The organism is Caballeronia sp. NCF2, assembly GCF_023631205.1.
In the GTDB taxonomy this organism is placed as follows: domain Bacteria; phylum Pseudomonadota; class Gammaproteobacteria; order Burkholderiales; family Burkholderiaceae; genus Caballeronia; species Caballeronia zhejiangensis.
This window is the reverse complement of the sequence record NZ_JALQDN010000046.1, coordinates 1-17,164: the sequence shown is the minus strand read 5'-3', so window position 1 is coordinate 17,164 and position 17,164 is coordinate 1. Positions and strand designations below refer to the sequence as shown.

The 17,164-nt window shown below is 63.5% G+C and carries 17 protein-coding genes; 7 read left to right on the top strand and 10 right to left on the bottom strand.

The genetic code is table 11. The features are described 5' to 3' along the window. Window positions 1–29: 29 nt before the first annotated feature. The 4 genes from NCS02_RS15345 to frc form a co-directional block, all read right to left on the bottom strand. Window positions 30–692 (bottom strand): hypothetical protein, encoded by a 663-nt coding sequence (locus NCS02_RS15345; protein WP_250502750.1) that lies wholly within the window; start codon window positions 690–692, stop codon window positions 30–32. Further along, window positions 689–1,477 (bottom strand): fumarylacetoacetate hydrolase family protein, encoded by a 789-nt coding sequence (locus tag NCS02_RS15340; RefSeq protein WP_250435532.1) that lies wholly within the window; start codon window positions 1,475–1,477, stop codon window positions 689–691. The genes NCS02_RS15345 and NCS02_RS15340 overlap by 4 nt, the downstream gene beginning before the upstream one ends. Window positions 1,478–1,541: 64 nt before the next feature. Then, window positions 1,542–3,749 (bottom strand): acetate--CoA ligase family protein, encoded by a 2,208-nt coding sequence (locus tag NCS02_RS15335; protein ID WP_250519874.1) that lies wholly within the window; start codon window positions 3,747–3,749, stop codon window positions 1,542–1,544. Window positions 3,750–3,830: 81 nt separating this feature from the next. Next, entirely contained in the window at window positions 3,831–5,093 is a 1,263-nt protein-coding gene (gene frc / locus NCS02_RS15330; RefSeq protein WP_008353895.1) for a formyl-CoA transferase, read from the bottom strand. A 411-nt stretch (window positions 5,094–5,504) separates the two neighbouring features. On the opposite strand from frc, the gene sucC reads away from it, so the two are divergent. From sucC to NCS02_RS15315, 3 genes are all read left to right on the top strand, one after another. Beyond that, window positions 5,505–6,707, top strand: coding sequence for an ADP-forming succinate--CoA ligase subunit beta (gene sucC / locus NCS02_RS15325; protein WP_175983078.1), 1,203 nt, complete (start codon window positions 5,505–5,507; stop codon window positions 6,705–6,707). Beyond that, complete coding sequence (sucD, locus tag NCS02_RS15320) at window positions 6,704–7,576, top strand: succinate--CoA ligase subunit alpha (RefSeq protein WP_008353897.1); 873 nt, start codon at window positions 6,704–6,706, stop codon at window positions 7,574–7,576. The genes sucC and sucD overlap by 4 nt, the downstream gene beginning before the upstream one ends. A gap of 90 nt (window positions 7,577–7,666) precedes the next feature. After that, window positions 7,667–7,864: a hypothetical protein gene (locus NCS02_RS15315; protein ID WP_250481840.1), complete on the top strand. Its 198-nt coding sequence runs from the start codon at window positions 7,667–7,669 to the stop codon at window positions 7,862–7,864. Between the two features lie 54 nt (window positions 7,865–7,918). Here the strand turns inward: NCS02_RS15315 and NCS02_RS15310 are convergent, their stop codons facing one another. The 5 genes from NCS02_RS15310 to oxlT all read right to left on the bottom strand — a co-directional run bounded on the left by NCS02_RS15310 (window position 7,919) and on the right by oxlT (window position 12,421). Next, window positions 7,919–8,662 (bottom strand): GntR family transcriptional regulator, encoded by a 744-nt coding sequence (locus NCS02_RS15310; RefSeq protein WP_008353900.1) that lies wholly within the window; start codon window positions 8,660–8,662, stop codon window positions 7,919–7,921. After that, window positions 8,652–8,873 carry a hypothetical protein gene (locus NCS02_RS15305; protein ID WP_051079075.1) on the bottom strand — a complete coding sequence of 74 codons (222 nt, stop codon included), beginning with the start codon at window positions 8,871–8,873 and terminating at the stop codon, window positions 8,652–8,654. The genes NCS02_RS15310 and NCS02_RS15305 overlap by 11 nt, the downstream gene beginning before the upstream one ends. 113 nt (window positions 8,874–8,986) lie before the next feature. Beyond that, complete coding sequence (locus NCS02_RS15300; protein ID WP_008353901.1) at window positions 8,987–10,000, bottom strand: 2-dehydropantoate 2-reductase; 1,014 nt, start codon at window positions 9,998–10,000, stop codon at window positions 8,987–8,989. Window positions 10,001–10,157: 157 nt separating this feature from the next. Next, window positions 10,158–11,093, bottom strand: a complete 936-nt coding sequence (locus tag NCS02_RS15295; RefSeq protein WP_250502748.1) for a LysR family transcriptional regulator — start codon at window positions 11,091–11,093, stop codon at window positions 10,158–10,160. Then, window positions 11,090–12,421 carry an oxalate/formate MFS antiporter gene (gene oxlT, locus NCS02_RS15290; RefSeq protein WP_008353903.1) on the bottom strand — a complete coding sequence of 444 codons (1,332 nt, stop codon included), beginning with the start codon at window positions 12,419–12,421 and terminating at the stop codon, window positions 11,090–11,092. The genes NCS02_RS15295 and oxlT overlap by 4 nt, the downstream gene beginning before the upstream one ends. A gap of 96 nt (window positions 12,422–12,517) precedes the next feature. On the opposite strand from oxlT, the gene NCS02_RS15285 reads away from it, so the two are divergent. The 3 genes from NCS02_RS15285 to NCS02_RS15275 all read left to right on the top strand — a co-directional run bounded on the left by NCS02_RS15285 (window position 12,518) and on the right by NCS02_RS15275 (window position 14,279). Next, window positions 12,518–12,847, top strand: a complete 330-nt coding sequence (locus NCS02_RS15285; RefSeq protein WP_250440432.1) for a hypothetical protein — start codon at window positions 12,518–12,520, stop codon at window positions 12,845–12,847. A 51-nt stretch (window positions 12,848–12,898) separates the two neighbouring features. Further along, a complete protein-coding gene (locus NCS02_RS15280) occupies window positions 12,899–13,843 on the top strand; it encodes a LysR family transcriptional regulator (protein ID WP_033536098.1) in 945 nt (314 codons plus the stop codon). A 97-nt stretch (window positions 13,844–13,940) separates the two neighbouring features. After that, on the top strand, window positions 13,941–14,279 hold the full coding sequence (locus tag NCS02_RS15275) for a hypothetical protein (protein WP_008353905.1): 339 nt from the start codon (window positions 13,941–13,943) through the stop codon (window positions 14,277–14,279). Between the two features lie 85 nt (window positions 14,280–14,364). On the opposite strand, the gene NCS02_RS15270 is transcribed toward NCS02_RS15275, so the two are convergent. Further along, a complete protein-coding gene (locus NCS02_RS15270; RefSeq protein WP_008353906.1) occupies window positions 14,365–15,816 on the bottom strand; it encodes an aldehyde dehydrogenase family protein in 1,452 nt (483 codons plus the stop codon). A gap of 221 nt (window positions 15,817–16,037) precedes the next feature. Here NCS02_RS15270 and NCS02_RS15265 point away from each other — a divergent pair, with 221 nt between their 5' ends. Next, the gene (locus tag NCS02_RS15265; protein WP_502800880.1) at window positions 16,038–16,970 is read left to right on the top strand and encodes a M23 family metallopeptidase; all 933 of its coding nucleotides are present in this window, start codon (window positions 16,038–16,040) and stop codon (window positions 16,968–16,970) included. The last annotated feature ends 194 nt before the right edge of the window (window positions 16,971–17,164 follow it).

Genomic DNA, 17,164 nt, shown 5'->3' with positions numbered 1-17,164 from the left:
GGCGCGAAGGTTGCGCCGGCTTTGTCGTTTCATGGCGTCTCGCGCACGATGCCGACGAGCGTCGCCGACCGCGTGCAGCCGACGGCGATCGCGACTGCCGCCACGACGAGCGCGCCATGCGAACCGCCGATCGCTGCCGCGAGCGCAAGTCCGCCAGCCGCCGCCGCGCTCATCGCGTATGCGACCGGCGTGGCCGCGTTGCCGCCCATCGCGAGCGACAAGTGCGCGCCGATGAGCGCGAGCATCGCGATGACGGAAATCACGTCCGACTGAACGCCGAGCACATAGGCGAACGCCGCGCATGCGCCTGCGCAGGCGAGATGCATCGATTGAAGGTTCGCGCTTGCTCCGTTCGTGTGCCGGCGAACGACGACGCAAGCCAATGCCGCCAGCGCGCCGCCCGCCAGCACCGCATACGCGCTGTCCGGGCCCGGCAGCGCCCACGCGACGAACGCCATCGTCGCGAAGAGCGATTGCGCCGATACACCCGGCGTCGCACGCGCGGATCGATACCCGATGAATCCCGCGACCAGCGCAAGCACGAGCGCGGTTCCGCCCGATGCGCCGCTCGCGAAGCACGCGGCGGCAAGCAGCGCGCCCGTTTCCCGCCTTCCGCGCGACGCACGCATCGACGAACCCGCCGACAGCGCCGCGAGCACGCAGAGCGCGCCCGCGAGTCCATCCGCGATCATGCTTCGAGCACGTTCGACAGCGTGCCGATTCCGGCGATCGACACATCCACGCGCGCGCCGTCCTTGATCGAGCCGACGCCGATAGACGTGCCGCACGCGATCACGTCGCCGGGAACGAGCGTCATGTCTTGCGACAGCATGCTCACTTGCTCGGCGGGCGAGAAAATCATGTCGTCGAGCGGATAGTTCTGGCGCTCGACGCCTTCGAGTGTCGTGACGACGCTCGCCGTGCGCCAGTCGAAGCCGTTGCCCGTCGTGACGATCGCCGGCCCGAGGCAGGTGAACGTGTCGAAGCCCTTCGAGCGGCACCATTGCGCGAAGTTGGGATCTTCCTGCAGCAGCTCGATCGCGGTGACGTCGTTCACGCACGTATAGCCGAAGATCGCGCTTTCGGCTTCCTCCACGGACGCCCCGCTCACCGTCTTGCCGATCACGATGCCGAGTTCGCCCTCGTACGCGATCTTGCCGTGATAGCTCTTCGGCCGGCGGATCGACTCGCCCGGCCCGATCACCGACATCGGCGGCTTGATGAGAAAGAGCGGATGCTGCGGCGGCGCCTTGTCGAGCTTCTGCGACAGCGCGTAATAGTTGTTCCACAGCGCGATGACCTTGCTCGGCTGACAGGGCGCGAGCAGCGTCAGGTCGTCGACGGCGAACGACATGTCGGTCGGGCGCGGATTGTCGAACATCGCGCCGTCGTGCTGCACGACGCGGCCAGAATGCTGATCGAGCGTACCGAAACCGATGCTGCCGCCGGCATCCCGAAAACGAATCCAGTGTGTCAAGTGTGTCTCCCTTATAAAGGGCGCGGACATACGTGGTCCGCGCCCCTGTCCCCTCCTCCAAACCTCAGATCAAACCTGCGCCGCGCGCCCACTTGTACTTCGCGCCGAGCACGGCAACGGGCAGTTCCGTCGAATAAGCGTAGGCCGGCACGCCATGCTCGTACAGGTATTCCGCGGCCTCTTCCACTTGCACGTCGCCCGCGAGCGACGCCACGATCGGCTTCTCGATGCCGAGCGCCTTCATCTCCTCCTTCACTTCGATGACGAGTTTCGCGAAGACCATCGGCGGCGTGATGATCGTGTGCCAGTAGCCGAGGATGATCGAATGGATGCGATCGTCCTCGAGCCCGAGGCGGATCGTGTTCTTGTACGTCGACGGCGGCTCGCCCCCGGTGATGTCGACGGGATTTCCGGCCGCGCCGAACGGCGGGATGAACTTGCGGAACGCGGCATCGAGATCGTCGGGCATCGCCATCAGCGAGAGGCCGTTGTCGACGCATGCGTCCGACAACAGCACGCCCGAGCCGCCCGCGCCCGTGATGATGACCGTGTTCTCCCCTTTGGGCGTCGGCAGCTTCGGAATGCCGCGCGCGAACTCGAGCAGATCGCGCAGCGACCGCGCGCGGATCACGCCGCATTGCTCGAAGACGTCTTCGTAGATCTTGTCGTTGCCCGCGAGCGCGCCCGTATGCGAGCTGGCCGCGCGCGCGCCGAGGCTCGTGCGCCCCGCTTTCAGCACGACGACCGGCTTCTTCTTCGACACGCGCTTTGCGGCTTCGGCGAACGCACGGCCGTCCTTCAGATCCTCGCAATGCTGCGCGATGATTTCGGTGTTGTCGTCCTGCTCGAAGAACGTGAGCAGATCGTCTTCGTCGATATCGCTCTTGTTGCCGAGACCGACGATCGCGGAAACGCCCATCTTCGCCGAACGCGAGAACCCGATGATGGCCATGCCGATGCCGCCCGACTGCGACGACAGCGCCGCCTTGCCTTTCACGTCGTACGGCGTGCAGAACGTCGCGCAAAGATTCTTCGGCGTGTAGTAAAAGCCGTAGATGTTCGGGCCCATCATGCGGATGTCGTATTGCCGCGCGATTTTGACGATCTCTTCCTGACCTTCGTGATTGCCCGTTTCCGCGAAGCCCGACGGAATCAGCACCGCGCCCGGAATCTTCTTCTCGCCGACTTCGACGAGCGCCTGAGCCACGAACTTCGCGGGAATCGCGAACACGGCGACATCGATCACGCCGGGCACGTCCTTCACGCTCTTGTACGCCTTGCGGCCCATGATCTCGTCGGCTTTCGGGTGAATCGGATAGATCGTGCCCTGATAGCCGCCGTTGATGAGGTTCTTCATCACCGAATTGCCGATCTTGCCGTCCTCGTTCGACGCGCCGATCACCGCGACCGCATCCGGCTTCATGATGCGGTTCATCTGCGCGACGATCTGCTCTTGCGTCGGCCGATAGCGCGGTTCGGCGGGCGCGAAATCCATCACGATGCGCACGTCCGCCGCGACCGCGCCGTTCGGGCTCGCGAACACCGGATTCAGGTCCATCTCGGAGATTTGCGGGAAATCGTCGACGAGACGGGACACGCGCTCGATCAGGGTAATCAGCGCCTCGCGATGTACCGGTTCGGCGCCGCGCACGCCGCGCAGCACTTCTGCGGCCTGAATGCCGTCGAGCATCGATGCGGCTTCTTCGCGCGTGACGGGCGCGAGCCGGAACGTCACGTCCTTCAGCACTTCGACAAGCACGCCGCCGAGACCGAACGCGATCAGCTTGCCGAACGACGGGTCCGTCACCGCGCCGATGATGACTTCCTGCCCCGCGCCGACCATCTGCTGAACCTGCACGCCGACAAGCGTCGCCTTCGGGTCGTACTTCTTCGCGTTCGAGATGATCGTGTCGAAACCGGCACGCACATCGGCTTCATTCTTCAGGTTGACGAGCACGCCGCCCGCTTCGGTCTTGTGCAGGATTTCCGGCGAAACGATCTTCAGCACCACCGGAAAGCCGATGAACGACGCGAGCTTCGCGGCATCGTCTGCCGATTTCGCGACGCCTTCCTGCGGCACCGCGATGCCGTATGCATCGCAGACGAGTTTGCCTTCCGGCGCGGTCAGCGACGTGCGGCCTTCCGCCTTCACTCGGGCGAACACTTCCGCGACGCGGCGTTTCGCGTCGGGCGCGTGGAGCGGAACGACCGCCGCCGCGTGCGTGGATGAATTGGCTGCTTCGCCGCGGTCCTGGGCAACCGTGCTGTTCATTTGGTGCGTCTCCGTTATAGGGGCGTGCAGGGGCCTGCGCCGCCCTCTTTCGAAGGCGGACGTCAGTGCAAGGCAATGTGCTCAGATCGCGCCGAGGCTCTTCAGCGTGGCGATCTGATCCGGCGTGTAGCCGAGTTCGGCCATGACTTCGTCGGTGTGTTCGCCGAGCAGCGGCGAGCGCACGACTTCGGTCGGACTGTCGGACAATTTGATCGGATTGCCGACCGTCAGATACTTCCCTCGCACCGGATGATCGACTTCGACGACCGTTCCCGTCTTTCGCAGCGACGGCTCTTCGGCGATTTCCTTCATCGACAGGATCGGGCCGCACGGTATGTCGTGCTTGTTGAGGATTTCCATCGCCTGGAACTTGGTCTTCGACATCGTCCAGCGCTCGATTTCCTCGAAAATCTGCTTCAGATGCGGCAGGCGCGCGTTCGGCGTCTTGTAATCCGGATGATCGATCCATTCCTCCTTGCCGATCACCTTGCAGATTTCACCCCAGACCGGCGCCTGCGTGATGAAGTAGATGTACGCGTTCGGATCGGTCTCCCAGCCCTTGCACTTGAGAATCCAGCCCGGCTGGCCGCCGCCCGATGCGTTGCCCGCGCGCGGCACGGCTTCGCCGAACGTGCCGTTCGGATATTGCGGGTACTCCTTCATCACGCCAGTGCGTTCGAGGCGCTGCTGGTCGCGCAATTTCACGCGGCAGAGATTGAGCACGCCATCCTGCATCGCGGCGAGCACTTTCTGGCCACGTCCGCTCGTGTTGCGCTGATACAGCGCCGTGACGATGCCGAGCGCCAGATGCAGGCCCGTGCCCGAATCGCCGATCTGCGCGCCGGTGACGGTCGGCGGACCGTCTTCGAAACCGGTCGTCGACGCCGCGCCGCCCGCGCACTGCGCGACGTTCTCATACACCTTGCAATCTTCGTACGGTCCCGGGCCGAAGCCCTTCACCGACGCGACGATCATCCGCGGATTCAGTTCCTGGATGCGCTCCCACGTGAAGCCCATGCGATCGAGCGCGCCCGGGGCGAAGTTCTCGACGAGCACGTCGCACTTCTTCACGAGCGTCTCGAGCACCTTCTTGCCTTCCGGATTCTTCGTGTCGATGGTGATCGAGCGCTTGTTGTGGTTGAGCATCGTGAAGTAGAGGCTGTCGGCGTCGGGGATATCGCGCAACTGCTCCCGCGTGATGTCGCCCGAACCCGCGCGCTCGACCTTGATGACGTCGGCGCCGAACCACGCGAGCAACTGCGTGCAGGTCGGTCCCGACTGAACGTGCGTGAAGTCCAGGATTCGCACGCCGTCCAGCGCCTTGCCAGATGTGTTCACCGTCATGGCTTTGTCTCCCACTCTCTTTCGACGTTTATAGATTCACAATTATTTGTACATCGTCCCGCGCCGTCGTGCCCGGAGCGCGTAGACCGTCGGACCGCAAAGCGACCCGTCTCCTGTGATATACAATATTCCACACACAGTATTAGTCAACCGTCCGCCGGTCGATGAAAACCCTGTGATGCAGCGCACGATCCCTTGAACGCCGCTGTGAGCAACGCTCGACCGATTTTTAATTCTGCAGTGCATCAATCACCGTCGTCTGCCTCGGCCCGTTAAGCACTCGTTTAACGCTGCAAAAGCCCGCAAACGAAAGTTTTTGCGCGTCGTGAAATCTGATATACAGTATTTCAGCGCGCCGACGATCCTGTTGCTCGGCTCGCTCATTCCCATCAGAGGACATCAGGAGACGAGATGAACATCCACGAATATCAGGCGAAGGCGCTGCTGCGAAAGTACGGCGTCGCGGTTCCGGAGGGCCGCGTCGCCTTTTCCGCGACGGAGGCCGCCGATGCGGCGCGCGCGCTGCCCGGACCCGTCTGGGTCGTGAAGTCGCAGATTCACGCGGGCGGCCGCGGCGCCGGGCGCTTCGCCAACGATCCGGACGGAAAAGGCGGCGTGCGCGTGGTGAAGTCGGTCGACGAAGTGCGCGAGAACGCGCAGAAGATGCTCGCGTCCGTGCTCGTGACCAAGCAGACGGGGCCGGCGGGCAAGGAAGTGAAGCGGCTCTACGTCGAAGAAGGCTGCGATATCGCGCGCGAGCTGTATCTCGGCATGCTGGTCGACCGCGCCAACTCGCGCATCACGATCATGGCGTCGACGGAAGGCGGCATGGAGATCGAGGAAGTCGCGCATCGCACGCCGGAAAAAATTCTCAAGGTCGCGATCGATCCGGCGACCGGGCTTCAGCCCTTTCACACGCGCCAGATCGCGTTCGGACTCGGGCTCACCGGCAATCAGATCAAGGCTGCGTCGAAGTTCATCACGGCGCTGTATCAGGCGTTCGTCGATCTGGATGCGTCGATCGTGGAAGTGAATCCGCTCGTCGTGACCGGCTCCGGCGACGTGATGGCGCTCGACGCGAAGCTCAATTTCGACGACAACGCGCTGTATCGCCATCCCGACATCGAGAAACTGCGCGACGAGGACGAGGAAGATCCCGCCGAAATCGAAGCGGCGAAGCACGGTCTGAACTACGTCAAGCTCGACGGCAATATCGGCTGCATGGTGAACGGCGCGGGCCTCGCGATGGCCACGATGGACATCATCAAGCTCTACGGCGGCGAGCCGGCGAACTTTCTCGACGTCGGCGGCGGCGCGACCCAGGAGCGCGTCGCGACCGCGTTCAAGCTGATCCTGCGCGACCCGAAGGTGCAGGGCATTCTCGTCAACATCTTCGGCGGCATCATGCGCTGCGACGTGATCGCGCAAGGCGTCGTCGCGGCCGCGCGCGAGATCGATCTGAGCGTGCCGCTCGTCGTGCGCCTCGCAGGCACGAATGTCGATGCGGGCCGCGAGATTCTGCGCACGTCCGGTCTCACCATCATCCCCGCCGAAAATCTCGCCGATGCCGCCGACAAGATCGTCAGCGCCGTCGCTCAAGGAGTGGCCCAATGAGCGTTCTCATCAATAAAGATACGAAGGTCATCTGCCAGGGCTTCACCGGCGCGCAAGGCACGTTTCATTCCGAACAGGCGATCGCGTACGGCACGCGCATGGTCGGCGGCGTGACGCCGGGCAAAGGCGGCACGACGCATCTGGACTTGCCCGTGTTCGACACCGTCGCCGATGCCGTCGCGAAAACGGGCGCCGACGCCTCCGTCATCTATGTGCCGCCGCCCTTCGCCGCCGATGCGATTCTCGAAGCCATCGACGCGCAGGTGCCGTTCATCGTCTGCATCACGGAAGGCATTCCGGTGCTCGACATGCTGCGCGTGAAGCGCGCGTTGAGCGGTTCGTCGAGCCGGCTCGTCGGGCCGAACTGTCCGGGCGTCATCACGCCGGGGCAGTGCAAGATCGGCATCATGCCGGGGCATATTCACCGGCCGGGGAAGATCGGCGTCGTATCGCGTTCGGGCACGCTGACCTATGAGGCCGTCGCGCAGACGACCGCGGCCGGCCTCGGGCAGACGACGTGCATCGGTATCGGCGGCGATCCGGTGAACGGGACGAACTTCATCGATTGCCTGTCGCTCTTTCTGGAGGACGATGCGACCGAGGGCATCATCATGATCGGCGAGATCGGCGGATCGGCGGAGGAAGAAGCCGCGCAGTTTCTCAAGGACGCGAAGACGACGAAGCCAGTGGTCGGTTTCATCGCCGGAACGACCGCGCCGCCGGGACGCCGCATGGGTCACGCGGGCGCGATCATCTCGGGCGGATCGGGCACGGCCAGCGCGAAGATCGACGCGATGAAATCGGCGGGCATTCACGTCGCCGATTCGCCGGCCGCGCTCGGCGAAACGATGCTGCACGCGATGCGTTAGTCACGCGGGCAACCGGCGCGGGCCGCGCAACGGCGCGCGCTATTGCTGAGAAAGGGCAGCATCGATAGACTTGCGCCTTTTTTCCGCGCCATGTTCGTCTACCTCGACTCTGCGATGGCGGTGGCCTTGCGCATCGGCCAGGTCACTGCCCTGTCGTTCGCGACATCGCAAGCCGTCGCGCCGTCTCCGAGTCATGCGCCCGGCTTCGTGCCCGTCGAGACGCGCGGCGCGCTGCCGAGCGACGACTATCCGCTTCGCGCATCACCGTTTCGATCGACGACGAAATAAAAAAACCGCACGGCGAACACCATGCGGTTTTTTGCTTTCCAACTCAATCCGTCATCAGTCCAGAAAGTCGCAATTCGCCTCGACGAACGCCGCCAGATCGAGCGAATGCTGCTTCACGAGCCGCTCGACCAGCTCCGTGTCGCGCTTCTCCAGCGCCTCGATGATCCGCATGTGATCGACGATCGAGCGCGACGCCCGATCGCTCTGCGAGATCGTCATCTTACGGATCGCGCGGACGTGCACGAAGATGTTCTTGATCGTGTCGAAGATGATTTCCGACTTCGACAGCCGCACGATCGCCGAATGGAACGCGATATTCGCTTCCGAATACTCGTCGATATGCTCGGCGGGCGTCGAGTCGCGGAAATTGTCGAACATGTGGCGCAGATGGGCGATTTCCTCGTCCGTCGCGCGCTGCGTCGCGAGGCGCGCCGCCATGCTTTCCAGCGCCGCCCACATGTGAATCATCTCGACGATCTCGCGCTTGGTCTTGCGCAAGATATAGACGCCGCGGCGCGGCACCGTGCGCAGAAAACCTTCCTGCTCGAGCAGCGTCATGGCCTCGCGAATCGGCGTGCGGGACACGCCGAGCGCTTCGGTCAGTTCTTTCTCGTCGAGACGGATTTCTTCCCGCGAACGATAGATGTCCGCCTCGGCGATCGCCTGCCGCAGCTTCGCGTACGCCTGATCGCGCAGCGAAACCGTGGCATTGATCGGCTCCAGCGAAAGCGTCAGCCCGGGCGGACGTACATCGGGGCGAACTTCCGGACTATCTACGGATTGAGTATCAGATGGCATTGATGGCTTGATTTCCCAAGTGCGGACGGCGAGCGTCGACACGCTTGCCCGAACCGCCGTTCTGGTCATCCGCCGCGAGACCGGCGAAGCGACCGTGATCCTGTGCGCGCTGCAGCATGCTTTGCGGCACGGCCGACGCAATCATAAACGTAACACCTACACCAACGGCAACCAGCGCGAATCCGACAACAACCAGCAGGGCGATGCTCATTTCAGGCTCCAGTTGAATCACTCAAGAGCCCTCAGTATATGCTGCATCGCAACAGCACGCAAGTATTTTGAATCTTGTATATCAGAAACAACGCTGGTCCCTTCGTCTGCAGTTTAGGCGGCTTTTTGAGATTGCGGGAGCGGCAGCGGCTTCGCCGTGCCCTGATTCACGCCTTCGCGCAGCTTGATCAATGCGAGAACGGCATCGAGCATCGGCGTTTCGACGTGCACGAGGCGGCCGATTTCCTGCACGACGGTCATCAGCGGATCGATTTCCATCGGGCGTCCGGCCTCGCAGTCCATCAGCATCGACGTCTTGTGCGCGCCGACCGCGCCCGCGCCGTTGATGCGCCGCTCAACGTCGACGCGGAAATTCACGCCGATCCTGTCGCCGATCGCCTTCGCCTCCAGCATCATCGCCTTCGAGAGCGCGCGCGTGCCGGGATCGCTCGTGAGCACGTCGAGCGTCGCGCCGGTCAACGCGCTGATCGGGTTGAAGCACAGATTGCCCCAGAGCTTCAGCCAGATTTCATCGCGGATGTTGTCGCGCATCGGCGCTTCCATATCCGCCTTCGCCATCATGTCGTGCAGCGCCTGCAGACGCGGCGTGATTTCGCCGCTCGGCTCGCCGATGGGAAATTTCTTGCCGTAGTGATGTTCGATGACGCCCGGCTCCGCGATTTCCGCCGCCGGCAGCAGCACGCAGCCGATCGCGCGTTCCGGACCGAACACGTCCCACTGGCGGCCGCCAGGATCGACGCTCTGCAGTTTCGTGCCTTCGAGCTCGCCGCCGTGTTTGTAGAAATACCAGTAAGGCAGACCGTTGACGGCCGTGACGATCGCGGTTTCCGGGCCGAGCAGCGGCGGAATCAGATCGACGACGCCCGGAATCGAATGCGCCTTCAGCGCGACGATCACGTAATCCTGCGGGCCGAGTTCGGCGGCATTGTTCGTGCAGCGCACCTTGACGGTGTGCTCCTCGCCATCGATCCGGAGCTTGACGCCGTTCGCCTGCATCGCCGCGAGATGCGGCCCGCGCGCGACGAAACTGACGTCCGCACCCGCTCGCGCCAGTTGCGCGCCCATATAGCCGCCGATCGCTCCGGCGCCGTACACGCAGATCTTCATGGTTCGTCTCCTGAGGGTTGTAGCTTTATATCTCTCTGATATACAAGATACTACATTCCGAGTGCAGACAGGACAAGGCGAATCGTGCGCTCGCAGACGAGCGAAAACCCGCATGCGCGAGATGCGCGGCGGGCTTCCTTCAGCGGCAAGAAGTCGGTCAGACCTCGACGGCCTGACCCGAGATGAAAGTATGCGACGAGGATGCGACGATGTGTGACCAGACGTTCGCCGCGCTCGAGCGCAGCGCGCGGCTCTTGCGCCGTACGAGCATGATCGTGCGCGACGTGTCCGGCACGAGCGGGATGATGCGCGTCTGTGCGCAGTCGATGGCAGCGCGCGCGTGCATCGGCAGGATACCGACGCCGAGGCCGGCTTCCGCCATGCGCGCAACCGCGGCAGCTTGCGTGAATTTCTGGCGCACCGCGCCCGCGACGCCGTGCAGCGCGAGCGCAGCCTCGATGGCGCCCAGGCTGCCGGTGTCATCGTCGAGCAGGAGAAGCGGCGTGCCGCGCAACTGCTGCCAGTCGATGCCCGCCGCCGCGCTCAGTCGATGCGACGCGCTGACGACGGCAGCAAGTCCATCGGCGAAAAGAGGCTCGGCGGCGAGTTCGTCGAGATTGTCGGGCGCGATCGCGACGCCCAGTTCCGCCTCGCCCGAACGCACGAGTTGCAGCACGGCGTTTTGCGGCCGATCCATCACGATGATCGTGACTTCAGGCAGACATTCGCGACACGATGCGAGCATCGCGGGCAAAACGCTCGCCGTGAGAGCGCAACTGCTCGCGAGATTGACGACGCCCGGCTCGCCGCCCTCTTGCGCGCGCGGCCGCAGAGTCGCTTCCAGTTCCTCGACGAGCGGCGCAATGCGGGCGAGCAGCTTGCGTCCGGTTTCGGTGAGCGCGACCTGACGCGTCGTGCGATCGAAGAGCCGCAGCGCGATTTCATCTTCGAGTTCGCGAATGCTGCGGCTCACCGCCGATTGGGTGATGCCGAGATCGTCGCCCGCGCGCGTGAAGCTGCGATGCCGCGCGAGGGTGACGAAAAGCCTCAGTTGATGCAGCGATACGCTCAACGTCGGCGTGCCCTGTTTCATTGAATCGAGCCGGTCCGTAACGACGCGTTGATCGACGATTCGGCCGACGACTCTTCCGTGAGCGTGTTTTCGATCCAGCGCTTTCGCATCGGCGCGAGAACGAATTTCGCGCACAGTCCCGCCGCGATCGACGTCACCGCCGCCGTGATGAACACCGCGTTCCACGATCCGATCGACGCGAGCACCGAAGCCAGCGGCACCAGCATCGACGCCGTGCCTTTCGCGGTGTAGAGCGTGCCCGCGTTGGCGGCGGCGTACTTGCTGCCGAAGGTGTCCGCGCAGGTCGCCGGGAAGATCGAGAAGATTTCGCCCCAGCAGAGGAACGTCATCGCCGCGAACAGCATGAAGAGATACGGATTGTGGCCGAACTCCATCAGCCCGAGCAGCGCGACGCCTTCACCGAGAAAGATGATGAACATCGTGTTTTCGCGGCCGATCTTGTCCGAGATGAAGCCGCACAGCGGACGCGTGAAGCCGTTGCACAGATTGTCGATGGACAGCGTCATCGCGAGCAGCGGCAGCGTTACGCCGAGCAGATTCACCGGCATCTTGGCGAAGCCGTATTCCTTCGCGATCGGCCCGAACTGCGCGGTCGCGATCACGCCGCCCGCCGCGACGAACACGAACATCAGATACAGCACCCAGAAGAGCGGCGAGCGCACCATCTGTCCTGTCGTGTAGTCGATCTTCGTCGACACGATGCGCTTGGCCGGCACGATGCCTTTCGGCGGATTCGGCCGCACGAGCATCAGCGCGAGCACGAAGATGCACGCGCCCTGCAGGATGCCGAAGAACATGAACGCGTGCTCGTAGCCTGAGCTCTGGATCATGTTCGAGATCGGAATCACCGTGACAGCCGCGCCCGCGCCGAAGCCAGCAGCGGTCAGGCCCGCCGCGAGACCGCGCTTGTCCGGGAACCACTTGAGCGCCGTGCCGACGCAGGTGCCATACACGCAACCGGCGCCGATACCTGCGACCACGGCGGCGATGTACAGATGCGTGAGCGTGGTGGCGTGGGCGTCGATCATCCAGCCGATGGCGGCGCAAAGTGCGCCGCCCATCACGACCGGGCGCGGTCCGAATTTATCGACGAGCCAGCCCTCGACGGGCACGAGCCACGTTTCAGTGACGATGAAGATGGTGAAGGCGGTTTGAATCGCCGCTTGACCCCAATGGTGCTTCGCATCCATCGGAACGACGAAAAGAGTCCATGCGTACTGGAGGTTGGCGACCAGCCCCATGCATACGATGCCGACTGCGAGCTGGATCCATCTGTTGTGGTGACGCCCGTGCGATTGCCCGGACACAACCGTGTCTGCGCTTGCCATGTCTGTCTCCGTTATCTGTCTTAGCGCTCGTACGGCGCTTGATGTGCTGCGAGAAGCCGGCGCGGTGCGTCGGCGGCGAGCGGTCGGTCAGGGGAAATGCTCGGTCCAGGCGGCATGGGCGTGAGGCCGCCGGTCACGGGTATTGCGCATGTCGCGCGTTTTGAGGTGGGCGATCGATTCGCACATCCGGCAAACATCCGCTTCAGGCGATCGAAGAATCATTTCAAAGCGATTCCCAATAAAGTCCGGATGGGTTATGCAGCGTTTGCGGGCTTCCATGCTGCGGGTGTGCTCATGTTGCTTTGCGGCAAACTGGCCGATGCCTGGGGTCTGGCGTGGCCCTTCGTTCTTGGCGCACCCGTCCGCCTTACAACTTTCGCGGACGTGAAAGCATCGTGGGGGAGAAAAACGATTAAGGAAAGTTAGAAAAAATTATTGTATAAATTAGTGATCGTTAATGGATGAGGGATTGCTGTGCTGCGCAACGCCACCCTGCGTCAACTCAAGATCTTCGAGACCGTCGCCCGTCGACTGAGTTTCTCGCGCGCCGCTGAAGAGCTCTACCTTACGCAGCCGGCTGTTTCGACGCAGGTGAAGCAACTGGAGGAGCACGCCGGGCTGCCGCTGTTCGAGCAGCTCGGCAAGAAAATCTATCTGACGCCGGCCGGAAATGAAATGCTTCACTACAGCCGCGCGATTCTGGAGCAATTCCGCGAAGCCGACGATGCGATGGCCCGACTCAAAGGCATCGCGGGCGGCACGCTCAACGTCGCGGTGATCAGCGCCGGCGATTACTTTTTCCCCCGCTTGCTCGCCGCGTTCACGCAGCGCAATACCGATGTCCGGCTCAATCTCGCGGTACACAATCGCGAGGAATTGCTGCATCAGCTGTCCGACAATCTCACCGATCTCGCCGTGATGGTCCGCCCCCCGCGCGATATGGACACGGTGAACGTCTCATTCGCGCCCCATCCGTACGTGATCGTCGCGCCGCCGGATCATCCGCTCGTCGGACGGAGGAACTTGCCGCTCGAAGCGCTCGCCGACGAACCGTTCATCGTGCGCGAGCGTGGCTCCGACACCTGGAATTCGATGGAAGAAGGATTCGGCGGACGGCTGCCGAACCTTAACGTCGCGATGGAAATCACCAGCACGGAGACGATCAAGCAGGCGGTGATCGCCGGCATGGGCCTGAGCTTCTTGTCCGCGCACACGATCAGCATGGAATTGCAGGTCGGAAAGCTGGCGGTGCTCGATATCGAGGGCTTTCCCGTGATGCTCAACTGGTTCGTCGTGCATCGGAACAACAAGCGGCTACCGCCGGTAGCGCTTGCGTTCAAGCAGTTTCTGATCGAAGAAGGCGCAGCGCAGATCGAAGCGATCACGCAAATCGTCGCGAAGACGGGCAAACCGAACGCATAATTTTTTCTGAATAGATAAGCGAAAAAACTTTAACTATCGTATATGGATTGACTTTTCTATCCTGCATTCAAGCCCCACGGCCATACAGGAGACGATCATGATCCATGCAACGCACGACGATGACCGCGAACTTCAGGCGCAAGTCTGCGCGTTCAACACGGCTTTCGAAGAACTCGACCTGATGTTCCGCTGGGATGTGCAGACGTATCGCGCGCTGGCATCGGCGGATAGCGATTACGGGAAGATCGCACAGTACATCGCAACCCATTCTCCGCATTTGCTGACGGCCTACAGCGCCGAGTTTCTTTGCCAGGCGATCGTCGAGCGCAAGAATTCGACAATCGAAGCCTGCCGGCAAAACACGGTCCAATATGAAGACAGCACGCAGCGGGCGCGGCTCTGGCGGGCGCGCAACGAGGAAACGGCGCGCGTCTGACGGGTCTTTCCGATCCAAACGGGCGGTTCGATGAGTCGGACCGCCCGTTTCCCTTTCGCCGCGGTTGGCCGCGGCGTTCATTCCGTCAAGGCGTCAGCGCCACCCAGACCGCCTTCGGCTCGGTGAAATTCTCGATGGCGACGTCGCCATGTTCGCGGCCGAAGCCCGAGTCGCCGCCGCCGCCCCACGGCAGGCGCACGTCCGTGAAACCGTAGGTATTGACCCAGACCGTGCCCGCTTTCAATTCCGCGGCCATGCGATGCACGCGGCCGATATCCGCGCTCCAGACGCCCGCTGCGAGACTGTACGCGGTGCCGTTGGCGATGCGCAGCGCGTCGGCTTCGTCGTCGAAGGGGATCACGCTCGCGACCGGCCCGAAAATCTCTTCCTGCGAGATGCGCATCTCGTGCTCGACGTTGGCGAACACCGTCGGCTCCACGAAATAGCCGCGTTCGCCCGCGCGCTTGCCGCCTGTCACGAGCGAGGCGCCCTCGCCCGTGCCGATGTCCACGTAGTCGAGCACGCTCTTCATCTGCTTGGCGGAAATGAGCGGGCCCATGTTGGTTTCGCGTTTGGACGGATCGCCGAGCTTGATCGTCTGCGCGCGCTGGGCGAGGCGCTCGACGACTTCGTCGTAGACGGCGCGCTGCGCGAGAATGCGCGAGCCCGCCGAGCAGACTTGCCCCGCGTTGAAGAAGATGCCCGATGCGGCCGCGCGCACGGCGCCGTCGATGTTCGCATCGGCGAAGATCACGTTGGCGGACTTGCCGCCTAGTTCGAGCGTGACGCGCTTGAAGTTGCCCGCCGCGCCCTGCAGAATGCCGCGCCCGACGGACGGCGAGCCGGTGAACGTCACCTTGTCGACGCCCGGATGCGCGACGAGGGAATCGCCGACGACCGAGCCCTTGCCGGTCACGATGTTGAGCACGCCCGGCGGCACGCCGGCTTCCAGCGCGAGCCGCCCGACCATCAGCGCCGAAAGCGGCGTGATTTCGGCCGGCTTGACGATCAGCGTGCAGCCGCACGCGAGCGCGGGCGCGATCTTCCACATGCCGATCATCAGCGGGAAATTCCACGGCACGATCGCCGCGACGACGCCGATCGGCTCGCGCACGGTGTAGGTCAGCGCGTCGGGGCGTGCGGGCACGACCTGGCCGTTGATCTTGTCGCACCAGCCGGCATAGTAGGCGAGCGTATCGATGGCGGCGGGCACGTCCTGGCGTTGTACACCGGAGATCGGCTTGCCGGCATCGAGACTTTCGAGCGCCGCGAGTTCTTCCTGATTTTCGCGCAGGAGATCGGCAAGCTTCATCAGGATTCGGCCGCGTTCGGCGGCGCGGATCGCATTCCACGGCTTGAGCGCGGCGCGCGCCGCCTGCACCGCGCGGTCGACATCGGCGGATGTGCCTTGCGCGACGTGGGCGATCGGATTCTCGTTCGAAGGATCGAGGTTCGTCGAGTAGTCGCCTCCGCTCGGCGGGACGAACTCGCCATTGATCAGCAATTCATAGCGCTTCAAATCCGCGGTGCTTTCCATGTCTCGCTCCAGTGCTTTTTCGGATCACTTCATGTTGAGGGAGAAGAACCATCTATGAAAGCAAAACATTTTTATTGTTTATATAGGGCGGAATGTATGAGCGGATATAGCGCAGGCCGCGGAATCGACTCTTGTCCCAAATTTCTCTGATTCGTCCGATAGGCCGAGATCCGGCGCGCTCCTACCATCTCAAAACTCGCACTGATTGCAGGGAGATAAGGGTGGTGTCAGTCATCTCGCGCTCGAAAAACGATCTTTACATCGTGATGCGGCGAGGCGCGCTGCGCGCCATCGTTGGTACTGCCTGCTCGGTGGCGGTGCTGGCGCTGGCAGGCGGTCTCGCGCTGGGCCAGTATGACGTTCAGATGCGGCGTGCGCAGGAGCCCGCCGCCGTCCGATACGCCCGAGCCCCTTACAACGCCGATGAGCTCGCGCGTCTGAAGGCGTCGAACGCCGCGCTCGATGCGCGCGTGGAGCGGCTCGCTGCGCAGTTGGACACGCTCAGTGGGTTCGATCAACGCTTGCGCGCAAAACCGCCGCGCGCCACGGCGACCAGCGCAGTGGCCTCGGTGCGCGCGGCCTCCAGCGACGCAGCGGGCGGCCCAGAGCTTCCGCCCCGCCCTTGCCAGGCCGCCGACGCGCGGCCGGAGCCGCGAAACCGAAGCAACGAACTCGACTGCCTGGCGACGACGCTTGACGCGCTCGAACAAGACGCGGCGCAGCACGAGGCGGCGTGGGAAGCCTTTCCGGGGCGTCGTCCGCTCGCGTTCGGACGAACGAGTTCATCGTTCGGAAACCGTCTGGATCCGTTCAATCGTCACCTGAGTTTCCACCCGGGCGTGGATCTGGTCGCCCCGACAGGTACGCCGATTCTCGCGGCCGCCGGCGGCCGCGTGATCCACGCCGGACCGATGCCGGGCTATGGCAATACGGTCGAGATCGATCACGGCAACGGCTTTATCACGCGATACGCTCACGCTTCGAAGATCGAAGTGCGCGTCGGACAGCAGGTCGAGCCGCGCGAGACTATCGCCGAGGTGGGCTCGACGGGTCGATCCACGGGACCGCATCTGCATTTCGAGGTGCGTGTGGGCGGGAAGCCGGTCGACCCGGAAGGATATCTCGCGCTGTTTGCGGGCGACTCGCATGCGTGAGACGAGGTAAGAATTGGTCCGCCGGGTGGACCATTCCGACACGTTCAATTCGAAAGCAACCCGCCGGCGCTCGTCGAGAGCGAACTTGCGCTCGCCTTGGCGCTTGTGAGCGCGTCGGTCGCCGTGTTGACGCTCTGCGCCGCCGCTTTGCTCGCGGCGGCGGCTCCCGAGACACTCGACGCCGCCGACGCGGC

What these genes read in the sequence shown, in the direction of transcription:
- NCS02_RS15345 (WP_250502750.1), bottom strand. Translation starts at nt 692, where the DNA reads ATGATCGCGGATGGACTCGCGGGCGCGCTCTGCGTGCTCGCGGCGCTG.
- NCS02_RS15335 (WP_250519874.1), bottom strand. Translation starts at nt 3,749, where the DNA reads ATGAACAGCACGGTTGCCCAGGACCGCGGCGAAGCAGCCAATTCATCC.
- frc (WP_008353895.1), bottom strand. Translation starts at nt 5,093, where the DNA reads ATGACGGTGAACACATCTGGCAAGGCGCTGGACGGCGTGCGAATCCTG.
- sucC (WP_175983078.1), top strand. Translation starts at nt 5,505, where the DNA reads ATGAACATCCACGAATATCAGGCGAAGGCGCTGCTGCGAAAGTACGGC.
- sucD (WP_008353897.1), top strand. Translation starts at nt 6,704, where the DNA reads ATGAGCGTTCTCATCAATAAAGATACGAAGGTCATCTGCCAGGGCTTC.
- NCS02_RS15315 (WP_250481840.1), top strand. Translation starts at nt 7,667, where the DNA reads ATGTTCGTCTACCTCGACTCTGCGATGGCGGTGGCCTTGCGCATCGGC.
- NCS02_RS15310 (WP_008353900.1), bottom strand. Translation starts at nt 8,662, where the DNA reads ATGCCATCTGATACTCAATCCGTAGATAGTCCGGAAGTTCGCCCCGAT.
- NCS02_RS15305 (WP_051079075.1), bottom strand. Translation starts at nt 8,873, where the DNA reads ATGAGCATCGCCCTGCTGGTTGTTGTCGGATTCGCGCTGGTTGCCGTT.
- NCS02_RS15300 (WP_008353901.1), bottom strand. Translation starts at nt 10,000, where the DNA reads ATGAAGATCTGCGTGTACGGCGCCGGAGCGATCGGCGGCTATATGGGC.
- NCS02_RS15295 (WP_250502748.1), bottom strand. Translation starts at nt 11,093, where the DNA reads ATGAAACAGGGCACGCCGACGTTGAGCGTATCGCTGCATCAACTGAGG.
- oxlT (WP_008353903.1), bottom strand. Translation starts at nt 12,421, where the DNA reads ATGGCAAGCGCAGACACGGTTGTGTCCGGGCAATCGCACGGGCGTCAC.
- NCS02_RS15285 (WP_250440432.1), top strand. Translation starts at nt 12,518, where the DNA reads ATGCTCGGTCCAGGCGGCATGGGCGTGAGGCCGCCGGTCACGGGTATT.
- NCS02_RS15275 (WP_008353905.1), top strand. Translation starts at nt 13,941, where the DNA reads ATGATCCATGCAACGCACGACGATGACCGCGAACTTCAGGCGCAAGTC.
- NCS02_RS15270 (WP_008353906.1), bottom strand. Translation starts at nt 15,816, where the DNA reads ATGGAAAGCACCGCGGATTTGAAGCGCTATGAATTGCTGATCAATGGC.